Below are 12,526 nucleotides of genomic sequence, written 5' to 3'. Positions count from 1 at the left end.
CCGATGACCACCCGACTCAACAAACATATCGCCGACACCGGCTTCTGCTCCCGCCGCGAGGCCGATCGCCTGATCGCCGCCCGCCGGGTCACCGTCAACGGCCACCCGGCCGGTACCGGCGCGGTGGTGGGCGAAGAAGACCAGGTGCTGGTCGACGGCCAGCCGCTGCGCGCGCGCGTTGCACGCAAGCCCGGTACCCGCCGCCACGTCTACATCGCGCTGAACAAGCCGGTGGGCGTGACCTGCACCACCGAAACCTCGGTCAAGGGCAACATCGTCGACTTCGTTGGCCATGAGCAGCGCATCTTCCCGATCGGCCGCCTCGACAAGGAGTCGGAAGGGTTGATCCTGATGACCAGCAACGGCGACATCGTCAACCAGATCCTGCGCGCCGAGAATGGCCACCAGAAGGAGTACCTGGTAGCGGTGAACAAGCCGGTCACCGACGAATTCCTGCGTGGCATGGCCCGCGGCGTGCGCATCCACGACCAGATGACGCTGCCGTGCAAGACCTCGCGCATCGCCAAGTTCGGTTTCCGCATCACCCTGCAGCAGGGCCTGAACCGGCAGATCCGCCTGATGGCCGCCGAGTTCGGCTATCGCGTGACCCAGCTGCGCCGCGTGCGCATCGACAACATCAAGATCGGCGCGCTGAAGCCGGGCCAGTGGCGCAACCTGACCGAGCAGGAACTGCAGGGCCTGCTGCCGAAGCAGCTGGACTGGTAACGCGAGGTAGTGCCGGCCGCTGGCCGGCTGCACCAGGCATAGGATGAGCGCGGGGTGCCGGCCAGCGGCCGGCACTACCCGTTGTGCGGATTGCGGACCGGCATCGGCTAGACTCCGCAGTGACCTGCCGGAACGTGACGCTGCATGATCAAGCCCGACAAGCCTGCCAACGAAGCCCTGCGGCTCGAGGCGCTGTACCGCTACCGGATCCTCGATTCGCAGCGTGAGAAATCCTTCGACGACCTGGTCGCGATCGCCAAGGCGGTCTGCGGTACCTCGATGGCGGCGGTGACCCTGATCGATGTGGAACGGCAGTGGTTCAAATCGATCCAGGGCATCGATGCGGCGGAGAACCTGCGCAGCGATTCGATGTGTGGCCACGCCATCCTGCAACCGCAGGAAATCATGGTGGTGGAGGATGCGCTGCAGGACGTCCGCTTCCACGACAACCCGGTGGTGACCGGCGACCCGCACATCCGCTTCTATGCCGGCGCGCCGCTGATCAGTTCCGATGGCCTGCCACTGGGCACGCTGTGCGTGTTCGATGCGCATCCGCAGCACCTGCCCAGCGACAAGGCCGAGGCGCTGGCGGCGTTGTCGCGGCAGGTGATGCTGGTGATGGAGCTGCGCCGTTTCGCGCTCGACATCCAGAAGCACATGCTGGAACGTGATGATTACGAGCGCCTGCTGTCGGAATACCAAGACGTGCTGCTGGCGCAGAATGCCGACCTGGCCGAGCAGAGCCGCACCGATGCGCTGACCGGCCTACCCAACCGCCGCGCGATGGCGGTGGCGCTGGAAGAGGCGGTTGCGGTGGTGGATGATCAACCCGGCGTCGCCTGCGTGGCGCTGCTCGACATCGACCATTTCAAGCACATCAACGATTTCCAGGGCCACGCCACCGGTGACCGGGTGCTGGCCGAGCTGGGTGTGCTGCTGCGCTCGCACTTCGCCGGCCGCGGCATGGCTGCGCGCTACGGCGGCGAGGAGTTCGTGGCGGTGATGCCGTCGACCGACCTGCACACGGCCGAACTGCAGTGCGAGTTCCTACGCCTGGCGGTGGCCGACCTGCCGCTTGGATTCCCGGTCACGGTCAGCATCGGTGTTGCCCAGCACCAGCCAGGTGAAAGTGTGGATGACACGCTGGCCCGCGCCGACAAGGCGCTGTACCGCGCCAAGGGCAATGGCCGCAACCGGGTGGAACGGGCGGGCTGAAGCCCCAGGTAGATCCACGCCACGCGTGGATGAAAAATCCATTCGAACGCCATGCGCGTCGCATTCCCTGCGATCCACGTGCTGCACCATGCCGTTCCTGTTCCCACGGACGCCGACCATGCTGCAGACTCTGGCCATCGCCCACTACCGCTCGTTGCACGGGTTGGTGCTGCCGCTGCAGCAGCTGAACGTGGTCACCGGCGACAACGGCAGCGGCAAATCCAGCCTGTACCGCGCGCTGCGCCTGCTGGCGGAGACCGCGCAGGGCGGCGTCGCGGCGGTGCTGGCCCGGGAAGGCGGCCTCGCTTCGGCGCTGTGGGCGGGTCCGGAAAAAATGGACCGTCGGGTTGCTGCCGGCGAAATCCCATTGCAGGGCGGCCCACGGCAGGAATCGGTGGGATTGAAGCTGGGCTTCACCACCGACGAGTTCGGCTATGCCATCGACCTGGGCTACCCACCGCCCAGCCGTTCGGCCTTCGCACTGGACCCGCAGATCAAGGCCGAGGCGATCTGGGCCGGGCCGTTCCTGCGCAGTGCCAACCTGCTGGTCGACCGCCGTGGTGCAATGGTGCGGCAACGCCATGCACATGGCTGGGATCTGGTTGACGACCACCTGTCACTGTTCGACAGCCTGTTCACCCAGGTTGGCGATCCGCAGCGCATGCCGGAGACCATCGCCCTGCGCGAGTACATCCGTCGCTGGCGCTTCTACGATCATTTCCGCAGTGATGCCGATGCTCCAGCGCGACAGCCGGCGATGGCCACACGCACGCCGGTGCTGCATCACGACGGCCGCGATCTGGCCGCAGCGTGGGTGACCATTCTCGAGATCGGCGATCCGGGCGCACTGGCGCGCAGCGTGGACGATGCTTTCCCGGGTGCCACGGTCAGCTTCGAGCCGCTGGATGGCCGGCTGGCCCTGCGCTTCCACCAAGCCGGCCTGCTGCGGCCGTTGTCGATGGCCGAGCTGTCCGACGGCACGCTGCGCTTCCTGCTGTTGGCCGCGGCACTGCACACGCCGCGCCCGCCGCCGCTGTTGGTACTCAACGAGCCGGAGACCAGCCTGCATCCTGACCTGCTGCCGGCGCTGGCGCGGCTGATCATCGCCGCCAGCGCACGAAGCCAGGTATGGGTGGTGTCACACGCCAGCCGCCTGATCGCGGCGTTGGAACAGGCACCCGGATGCCACTCGCTGCACCTGCAGAAGGAACAGGGACGCACGCTGTTGAGCGGGCAGGGCCTGCTGGATGCACCGGCATGGCATTGGCCGCAGCGCTGACAAGGCGATTCGCACCCTGCGCGGATACGCTCAGTCGGCGATGTTGCGTGCTTCCGACGTACCGAGAATCTCCGGGTGCTGCACCGGCTTGCGGCGGTTCAACAACGGGTGCAGGAACACCGCACCGACGATGATCGCCACACCCAGATAGAACCACGGGGTCACTTCGTGCTGCTCGCGCAGCAGCACCACTGCCAGCAGCACGGCGTAGACCGGCTCCAGGTTGGTCACCAGCTGCACGGTGTAGGCGCTCAGGTGACGCAGTGCGACCAGCGCCAGCGCGAACGGCAGCAGCGTGCAGAACCCGGCCAGCACCAACAGCAGGATGCCGTCGTGCAGGTCGGGCACCACCCACAGGGGGCTGGCCAGCGCCGGCAGCAGGTAGGGCATCAGCGGCGCCAGCAGGGTCAGGGTGAGGGTACCTGCACCCAGTTCCAGTGCCGTGACCGTAAGCGGATCGGCGTGGCTGACCATGCGCTTGTTGAGCGAGCCGAACACCGCCACCAGCAGCGCCGAGATCGCACCGATCAGAACGCCCAGGCGCATGCCATCGGGTACGCCCCCGACCACCAGTGCCACGCCCGGCAGCACGGCCAGGCCGAAGGCGAGTTCACGCAGCTGGAACGGCCGCTTGGCCACCCAGGGTTCGATGATCGAGGTGAACACCGGGGCCAGCGCGATGCAGGTGGCGGCCACCGAAGCGTTGGCCAGTTTCACCGCGCCATAGAAGGTCAACCAGTGCAGGGCGACCAGCGCGCCGATGCCGGCATAACCGGCCACCAGTCGCAGTGGCAGGGTGCGCAACCCGCGCCAGACCCGCGGCAGCAGGGCCAGCATCGCTGTCACCAGCAGCATGCGCCACCAGACCAGCGGCAGCGCGGGCAGAGTGATCAGCTTGCCGAGGATGGCGGTGACGCCCCACAGCAGGACACAGAAGTGGATCTGCCACAGCGCTTTGCGGGTGTCGGGTGTGCTCATCCGCCTATTGTGAGGCAAGGCGGCGCCCGTCGCGCATCGGTCGTGCTATGCGCCGCCGTCCACGTGCCGCTGTAGCGCCATCGCCGCCGCCGGATTGCGCGCTTTGGCGGCGCCGATGCACAGCAGGTAGACCTCGCGCGGCTCTGACGGTGCCTGCCCGGTGAGGCAGGGCAGGTCGGCTACCGGCTCGCCGCGTGACCAGCGTCGTGCGCGCTCCGCCCAGCGCTGCTGCACGGGTGCCGGCAGGCCCTCGTTCAAGCGTGCCTGGCTGCGCTTGATCCGCGCGTAGACGAAGCCGGCACTGACATCACCCTGCAATGGCGCCTCGTCGCTGTCCTCGATCACCAGCGCCACGCCATGGCGGCGCGCGGCGGCGACCAGTGCCGGGCCATGTGCCTCGGCGTTGCGGACCTCCAGCGCATGCTGCAGCGGCACGCCGTCCAACTGCTTCGGCAGCTGTGCCATCAGTGCGTCCAGCGCTTCGGCATCGGCCGGATGGCGTGGGTCGAACTGCCACAGCAAGGGGCCGAGCCGGTCACCCAGCGCGAGCGCCGCCTGCAGGAACGGCGCTGCAGCCTCCACAGTGCTGGACAGGTCGCGGCGCTGCACCAGGTAGCGTGGCGCCTTCATCGAAAAACGGAAGCCGTCCGGCGTCTGCGCCGCCCATTGCGCGCACTGGGCGGCAGTGGGCGTGCGGTAGAAGGTGCCGTTGATCTCGATGCAGCGCAGGGCGCGGCTGGCATGGGCCAGTTCCTCGCGTTGCGGCAGGCCAGGCGGATAGAACATGCCACCGCGCCATTCGGGAAACACCCAGCCACCGATACCGCAGCGGATCGCGGCCTGCGTCGTTGCGGCCATCACTGGCCGTGGTCCGCGCGCCACGGATCGTAGCTGCCGAACCACCACAGGTAACCTTCCGGGTCGGCACAGGCGTAGCCACGGCCACCGTAGTCCTGGTCGGCAATGTCGATGACGATGCGGGCACCGGCAGCCTTGGCCCGCGCATAGTGCGCATCGGCATCGGTGACGATCACGCAGGCGCTCTGCGTCTGGCGGCCGCCGACCTCGTCCGGCATCACCGCCAGCTTGGACCATTCGCCGCTACTGCTGCTCGAGCCGAGCATGATCATGCCGTTGCCGTATGTCAGCTGCGCATGGAACACCGTATCGCCGTCGGCATACACCGCCTGGACGTGAAAACCGAAGGCGCGTTGCAACCACTCGATGGCGGCCTGCGCGTCGCGGTAGCGCAGGCACGGAATGATGGTCGACCCGTTGCTCGGTTGTCCGTTCTCGCCCATGACACCCCTCCTATGGCACAGGGCAGGCTGCGCCCGGGGCCGTTACCATCGCGCGAAACCCTGGTGACGGCCTGCACATGGCCGCCACCCCTGTTCGGAGATCGTGCTGGATGAAAACCTGGATTGGAGGAGCCGTGCTGCTGGCGTGCACGACCATGGCGAATGCTGCGACCCCGGAGCAGCTGCAGGACCTGGATGCCACCGTCGAGCGCGTGCGCGCACAGTTCGACGTGCCCGGCATTGCCGTGGCCGTGGTCAAGGATGGCCAGGTGGTGCTGGAACGCGGCTGGGGTGTGCGCGAGCAGGGCAAGTCGGAGCCGGTGCAGGCCGATACCCTGTTTGCCATCGCTTCCAATACCAAGGCGTTCACCGCTACTTCGCTGAACCTGCTGGCAGAGGACGGCAAGCTGAAGATGGACGACAAGGTGATCGACCACCTGCCGTCGTTCCGCATGTCCGACCCGTTCGTGACCGGCCAGATGACGATCCGGGACCTGCTGTCGCACCGCAGCGGCCTGAGCCTGGGCGCCGGTGACCTGCTGTTCTGGCCGACCACCTCCTACAGCAACGCCGAAGTGGTGGAGCGTCTGGGCAAGGTGCCACTGAAGGGTGGATTCCGCGAAAGCTACGCCTACGACAACATCCTGTACGCGGTCGCCCAGCAGGTGATCGAACATGTCTCCGGCATGAGCTACCAGCAGTTCCTGCAGACCCGCATCTTCGACAAGGTGGGCATGGCCGGCACGCGCTACAACGCCGATCACCTGAAGCCGGGCGACAAGGCGGCGGTCGGCCACGCCAAGTACGATTTCAAGGACCTGCGTACCGTTGCACCGCTGACCTGGTCGAACAACGCCGGCGCCGGTGGCATCTATTCCAGCGCGCACGACATGGCGCGCTGGATGCAGGTGCAGCTGGCCGAGGGCAAGCTGGCCGATGGCACGCAGCTGTTCAGCGACAAGAGCCAGCAGCAGATGTGGCGGATGATCACGCCACAGTCGATCCCGGCGTCGAGCGTGCCGGAGCTGGCACCGGCGCGGGCCAACTTTGCCGGTTACGGCGAAGGCTGGAGCCTGAGCGACTACCGCGGGCAGAAACTGGTCTGGCACACCGGTGGCTGGCCGGGCATGGTTTCACGGCTGACTCTGGTGCCGGGCGAGAAGCTGGGCGTGGTGGTGCTGACCAACCAGGAAGTGGGCGCAGCGTTCAACGCGATCACCCTGAGCGTGCTTGATGCCTATCTGGGCGGCGAGAAGCACGACTGGGTGGATGCCTATGCCAAGGCCGTGGCCAAGGGCCAGGACAAGGCCGACGAGGCCTGGGCCAAGCACCAGGCGGCGCGCGACAAGGGCAGCAAGCCGTCGCTGGTACTGGCTGGCTACAGCGGCACCTTCCGCGACCGCTGGTACGGCGACATGCAGGTCAGCGCCGAGGGCAAGGGCCTGCGCCTGCGCTTCATGAAGACCGCGCAGCTGAGCGGCCGGCTGGAGCATTGGCAGCACGACACCTTCATCGTGCGCTGGGACGACCGTTCGCTCAACGCCGATGCGTTCGTGAACTTCAGCCTGGACCCGGACGGCAAGGTGCGCGAGGTGCGCATGCAGTCGATCTCCGACCTGACCGATTTCAGCTTCGATTTCCAGGACCTGCTGTTCACCCCGGCAACGTAAACCGATGCGGTCCAGATGATCGGTAGCGCCGGGCCACGCCCGGCGAGCGCGCAGCGCGGTTGCAGGGGACCCGCCGGGCATGGCCCGGCGCTACCAGAACCGGAGCATCATCGGCTGGCGTACACATCCGGCGTGGGATACTCCGCCGGCTATTGATGGCGAGGGAATGCGATGTTCCGTTGGTTTGAATCCCTGATCCCGGTGTTTCCGCCCGTGGACGGGCGCATGCCGCCGCGCAAGGTGGTGCCGTTCTACCTGCACTACCTGCGCCCGGTGTGGCCGGTGCTGCTGGCCACCCTGATCGCCGGCCTGCTGCTGGCGCTGGTGGAAGTGGCGATGTTCGATTACCTGGGCCGCATCGTCGACATGGTCGCCGAGCAGCCCGGTGCCGGCTTCTTCCAGCGCCATGCCAACGAGCTGGGCTGGATGCTGTTCATCACGGTCATCGCTCGGCCGATCCTGGTCGGCCTGCACAACCTGCTGGTCAACCAGGCGATCGTGCCCGGCCTGAGCAACCGCTCGCGCTGGCTGATGCACAACTACGTGGTGCGGCAGAGCCTGAACTTCTTCCAGAACGACTTCGCTGGAAGCGTGGCCAACCGGGTGATGCAGACCGGTACCTCGCTGCGCGAATCGGCTGTGCAGATGGTCGATTCGCTGTGGTACATCGTGGTCTATACCGGCACTGCGCTGTACCTGTTCGCACAGGCCGACTGGCGCCTGATGGTGCCGTTGATCCTGTGGCTGCTGACCTATGCGGTGATCCTGGTGTACTTCGTGCCGCGCGCGAAGGAGCGTGCGTGGATCGCCTCCGAAGCACGTTCCAAGGCGATGGGCCGCATCGTTGATGGCTACACCAACATCCCCACGCTGAAGCTGTTCGCCCATGGTGGCCGCGAGCAGGCCTATGTGGCCGAGTCGATCCAGGAACTGGCGGTCAAGCACCGCGCGCAGACCCGGGTCACCACCGGCATGGACCTGGCCATCGCCATCGTCAACGGTTTCCTGATCGCCGGTACCTGCGGCCTGGCGCTGTGGTTGTGGAACGGTGGCCACATCACTGTTGGCGCGATCACGCTGGCGACCGGCCTGGTGATCCGCATCCACAACATGTCCGGCTGGATCATGTGGACCATCAACGGCATCTTCGAGGACATCGGCACGGTGCAGGATGGCATCACCACCATCGCCCAGCCGCTGACCGTGCAGGACCGCGAGGATGCAGTGCCGTTGCAGGTGACCCGTGGTGGCGTGCACTTCCAGGACATCCACTTCCACTACGGCAAGAAGGGCGGTGTGATTGCCGGACTGGACCTGGTGGTGAAGCCGGGCGAGAAGATCGGCCTGGTCGGCCCGTCCGGTGCCGGCAAGTCGACCCTGGTCAACGTGCTGCTGCGGCTGTACGACCTGGAAAGCGGCCGCATCCTGATCGACGATCAGGACATCGCCCATGTCACCCAGGAGAGCCTGCGCCAGCAGATCGGCGTGGTCACCCAGGACACCTCGCTGCTGCATCGCTCGATCCGCGACAACCTGCTGTATGGCCGCCCCGATGCCACTGACGAGCAGCTGCATGCCGCCGTGGCCAAGGCGCGCGCCGCAGCCTTCATCGATACGCTGGTGGACGGGCAGGGCCGGCGTGGCTACGACGCGCACGTGGGCGAGCGCGGCGTGAAGCTGTCCGGTGGCCAGCGCCAGCGCATCGCGATCGCCCGCGTGTTGCTGAAGGACGCACCGATCCTGGTGCTGGATGAGGCGACCTCGGCGCTGGACTCGGAAGTGGAAGCGGCGATCCAGGACAGCCTGGACCAGCTGATGGGCGGCAAGACGGTGATCGCGATCGCGCACCGGTTGTCGACCATCGCACGCATGGACCGGCTGGTGGTAATGGACCAGGGCCGCATTGTCGAGACCGGCACCCATGCCGAGCTCATTGCGGCCGGTGGCCTGTACGCGCGGTTGTGGGCGCGGCAGACCGGTGGTTTTGTGGCTGCTGATCAGTGATCGTTTCGGGGTGGAGCCCTTTCCGGTGGAAAGGGAACCGACCTCACATCACGTCCCTCGGGGTCGGATCCTTTTCCGCAGGAAAAGGCTCTGACCCCGAGCCCTTTCCGGAAACCAGCATGATCCGATCCCTGTGCCCCCTGTTGCTGGCGCTCACCCTCGCCACCACGGTTGCAGCCGCTGCGCCAGCGCCCGTGGAAGGCGACCACCTCGAGCAGGTTGTCCTGCTCAGCCGCCACAACCTGCGCGCACCGGTGGTGGCATCGGGCGCGTTGGCCAATGCGACTCCGGAGCGCTGGCCGAGCTGGGACGTAGGCGCCGGCGAGCTGACCAACAAGGGCGGCGTGCTGGAGGTCTACATGGGCCGTTACATCGGCCAGTGGCTGCGGCAGGCAAAGTTGCTGCCGGCAACGGGCTGCCCGCAGCCGAGCGACTTCCACGCGCACGCCAACAGCCTGCAGCGCACCCAGGCCACCGCGCAGTTTTTCGTTGCCGGTGCGTTCCCGGGCTGCCACGTGACGGTGGAACAGCGCATGCCGCTGGGCACGATGGATCCGTTGTTCAATCCGGTGATCCACAAGGGTGATGCGGCCTTCCGCGAACGCGCGTTGTCGGCGATGCAACAGGCGCAGGCCGCATCGGATCTGGCACCGGGGTTGGCGGCGGTGGAGGCGATCACCCGCTACCCGCAGTCGGCTGCGTGCGCAGGCCGCAGCGAATGCCACCTGACGCCGGCCGATTCCATTTTCAGCGCAGAGCCGGGCAAAGAACCGCGTACTTCCGGTGCGCTGGCCCTGGCCAGCGGGCTGGTCGATGCCTTGTTGATGGAGCACTACCAGGGAAGTGGCATCCCCCGCGAAGGGTGGGGCCGATTGAACACGGAGGCCAAATGGCAGGCGCTGGCGCAGATCCGCAACCGCTACCAGGACATCCTGTTCGGAACACCCGAGGTGGCGCGGGACGTGGCCGCGCCGCTTTTGGCAAGAATAAACGGGCTGTTCGAAGATCCGGCGTCACCGAAGGTGAGCCTGCTGGTCGGCCACGATTCCAACATCGGTTCCGTGCTGGCGGCGCTGGGAATCACGGACTACACGTTGCCGGGCCAGTATGAGAAGACACCGATCGGCGGCCTGCTGCAGTTTGAACGCTGGCGTGATCGTGGGGCCGGCGAAGTGCGTTTCCGCCTGGCCTACGTCTACCCGACCACCGCGCAACTGCGAGATGCGCTCCCGTTGAGCGATGTACAGCCACCCGGTCGGGTGGAGCTCGCGCTTCCCGGGTGTGGGCAGAATGGATGCAGTGACGTGCAGTTCGAGCGCGTGCTGCATCGCGCGGTGAATTGAATGCCATCCACGCATGGCGTGGATCTACTGGCAGGCGGGTAGTAGATCCACGCCATGCGTGGATGGGTCCATCCCGGGACGCCGAACAGAAAACGGCCCGGGTTTCCCCGGGCCGTTCTGCTTCCGCTCACACCGGCGCGATCACTCGATCGGCTGGTCCAGCATCAGCTGGCGTGCGAAGCGCACCGGCGGGGCGCCGTAGGACAGCATCTGGTCGTGATAGGCCTTGAGGTTGAACTTGTCGCCCAGCTTGTCCTGCATCGCCTTGCGGGTGTCGAAGTGTTCCTGCGCACCGACGAAGTAGGTCGGCAGCTGTGCCGAGGTCAGCTGCGCGCGCACCCACTTGCCCGAGGCTTCGCTCTCCTGCTGGAAGGCGTCGTGGGTCATCAGGTGCATCGCCTTTTCGCGATCCCAGTTGTCCACGTGCACGCCCTGGTCGAGGATCGCGTTGGAGATCGTGCGCAGGTAGAACTTCAGCTGCACCAGGTGGAACAGCGGGTCGTTGTTGAGGTAACCCTGCTCCTGCATCATGCGCTCGGTGTAGACCGCCCAGCCTTCGGCGAACAGGCCAGAACGCAGCACCGCACGCAGGGTGGAGGGGAACTTGGCCGAATGCCAGCCTTCCAGGTAGTGCCCCGGGGTGCCTTCGTGGATGCTGAGCAGGTGAATCATGCGCGAGTTGTACTCACGCAGGAACGAGTCGACCTGCTTGTCGTTCCAGTCCTCCGGAATCGGCGAGACGGCGTAGAAGGTCTTCAGGTTCTTGTCCAGCGGGCCGGGCGAATCGCAGTAGGCCACGGCCACGCCGCGCTGGAATTCCGGCATCAGGATGATGTCCACCGGCGCGTCGGGCAGGGTCATCAGGTCGTGCTCGCGCACGAACGCGGTGGACTGGTCCAGCGCGGCCTTGGCATCGTCCACGACCTTGTCGCGCGCCGGCTTGTCGGCGTAGGCCAGTTCCAGCGCGGCCTCGATCGCCTTCTGCTGCTGCTCGTCGGTCGGCTGGGCCGGCATTTCCGGTGCGCCGGGCTTGTCCTTCAGCACGGTCTGCGCGATGCCGTACATGTCTTCGCGCACGCGCTTGAGTTCGGCGCGTGCTCGCTCGCCGATCTCCTGGCGCGACAGCGACGAGTTCAGCGCGAACTTCAGCTTCTGGTCGTACTTTTCCGCACCGATGCGGAAGTCGCCCTTGGCGTTCGGCACCAGGGTCTTGTCCAGCCAGATCTGCTGCTCGTCCACGGCCTTCTTCAGGCCATCGATGGCGGCCTGCAGGCGCTGCTGGTCGGCCTGCGGCAGTTCGCCGATGTGCGGGGTGATGAAGGTATCGACGATGCTGAGGATGCCCTTGTTCTGCTTGGCCACCGTCTCGGCATGGATCTTCGGCACGCGGGCCGGATCCAGGTTCTCGCGGGCCTGGGCGAAGATCGCCGGCAGCTTCTCCATGCGCGCGGTGGCCGACTTCAGGCGCTCGGGCAGCGGTGCGAACTCACGGGCCATCAGGCCGTAGATCGCGCTGCCGGCCACGCCGTTGTACAGCTGCGGGTCCCACTTGCCGGACTGCATGACCTCGGCATTCCAGATCTCGGACTGCAGCTGGTTGCGCAGGATCGCCGCGTCCACCTGGTTTTCGCGGCCGAGCTTGGCCACCTCGATCTTGTCCAGCTCGCCCAGCAGCGCCTTGTAGGCGGCCAGGGTCTTCTGCTGGCCGGCGGCGCTCAGGTCGTCGATCTCGCTGTCGTAGCGGTGGTCACCGATCTGGGTGGCGCTGACCGGCGAGAGCTGCATCCAGGTGTCCAGGGCACGCTTGGACAGGTCGGCGAAGGCGGCATCAACCGCCGCGACACCGGCCTGCTGGCTGGCGGCCGGGGTGGAACCATTGGTCGGGGCGTCGGCCGGCTGGCAACCGGCCAGGGCGGCGACCAGGGCGAGGGCAAGGAGATGCGGGCGCATCGGCGTTCCTGTACTGGGATCAATTCCCGAGCATAGGCCTCCGGGGCTGCTTTGTCCCCG

10 protein-coding genes are annotated in these 12,526 nt (G+C 66.6%); 6 read left to right on the top strand and 4 right to left on the bottom strand.

The window, feature by feature from the left end; genetic code table 11:
* The first annotated feature begins 3 nt into the window (after positions 1–3).
* From AC0Z6F_RS06840 to AC0Z6F_RS06830, 3 genes are all read left to right on the top strand, one after another.
* The gene (locus AC0Z6F_RS06840; protein ID WP_012510490.1) at positions 4–726 is read left to right on the top strand and encodes a pseudouridine synthase; all 723 of its coding nucleotides are present in this window, start codon (positions 4–6) and stop codon (positions 724–726) included.
* A gap of 144 nt (positions 727–870) precedes the next feature.
* Positions 871–1,941: a sensor domain-containing diguanylate cyclase gene (locus tag AC0Z6F_RS06835; RefSeq protein WP_065722424.1), complete on the top strand. Its 1,071-nt coding sequence runs from the start codon at positions 871–873 to the stop codon at positions 1,939–1,941.
* 118 nt (positions 1,942–2,059) lie between these two features.
* Positions 2,060–3,220, top strand: coding sequence for an AAA family ATPase (locus AC0Z6F_RS06830; protein WP_485616834.1), 1,161 nt, complete (start codon positions 2,060–2,062; stop codon positions 3,218–3,220).
* Between the two features lie 30 nt (positions 3,221–3,250).
* Here AC0Z6F_RS06830 and AC0Z6F_RS06825 read toward each other — a convergent pair whose 3' ends face one another.
* Genes AC0Z6F_RS06825 through AC0Z6F_RS06815 form a run of 3 tightly spaced genes read right to left on the bottom strand, consistent with a single transcriptional unit; the run spans position 3,251 to position 5,499 of the window.
* Positions 3,251–4,198, bottom strand: a complete 948-nt coding sequence (locus AC0Z6F_RS06825) for a DMT family transporter (RefSeq protein ID WP_065722423.1) — start codon at positions 4,196–4,198, stop codon at positions 3,251–3,253.
* A 45-nt stretch (positions 4,199–4,243) separates the two neighbouring features.
* Positions 4,244–5,056: a DUF72 domain-containing protein gene (locus AC0Z6F_RS06820; RefSeq protein WP_485616833.1), complete on the bottom strand. Its 813-nt coding sequence runs from the start codon at positions 5,054–5,056 to the stop codon at positions 4,244–4,246.
* Positions 5,056–5,499, bottom strand: coding sequence for a VOC family protein (locus tag AC0Z6F_RS06815; protein WP_032969344.1), 444 nt, complete (start codon positions 5,497–5,499; stop codon positions 5,056–5,058). The genes AC0Z6F_RS06820 and AC0Z6F_RS06815 overlap by 1 nt, the downstream gene beginning before the upstream one ends.
* Positions 5,500–5,609: 110 nt before the next feature.
* On the opposite strand from AC0Z6F_RS06815, the gene AC0Z6F_RS06810 reads away from it, so the two are divergent.
* From AC0Z6F_RS06810 to agp, 3 genes are all read left to right on the top strand, one after another.
* Positions 5,610–7,169: a serine hydrolase gene (locus AC0Z6F_RS06810; RefSeq protein ID WP_485616831.1), complete on the top strand. Its 1,560-nt coding sequence runs from the start codon at positions 5,610–5,612 to the stop codon at positions 7,167–7,169.
* 171 nt (positions 7,170–7,340) lie between these two features.
* Positions 7,341–9,173 carry a multidrug efflux ABC transporter SmrA gene (smrA, locus tag AC0Z6F_RS06805; protein WP_012510494.1) on the top strand — a complete coding sequence of 611 codons (1,833 nt, stop codon included), beginning with the start codon at positions 7,341–7,343 and terminating at the stop codon, positions 9,171–9,173.
* Between the two features lie 119 nt (positions 9,174–9,292).
* Complete coding sequence (agp, locus tag AC0Z6F_RS06800; RefSeq protein WP_485616830.1) at positions 9,293–10,516, top strand: bifunctional glucose-1-phosphatase/inositol phosphatase; 1,224 nt, start codon at positions 9,293–9,295, stop codon at positions 10,514–10,516.
* A gap of 141 nt (positions 10,517–10,657) precedes the next feature.
* On the opposite strand, the gene AC0Z6F_RS06795 is transcribed toward agp, so the two are convergent.
* Positions 10,658–12,466, bottom strand: a complete 1,809-nt coding sequence (locus tag AC0Z6F_RS06795) for a DUF885 domain-containing protein (protein ID WP_485616829.1) — start codon at positions 12,464–12,466, stop codon at positions 10,658–10,660.
* Between the last annotated feature and the right edge of the window lie 60 nt (positions 12,467–12,526).

The organism is Stenotrophomonas sp. 1L-E-5-B-C3, from assembly GCF_057292075.1.
This window is presented reverse-complemented; position numbering and strand designations above follow the sequence as displayed.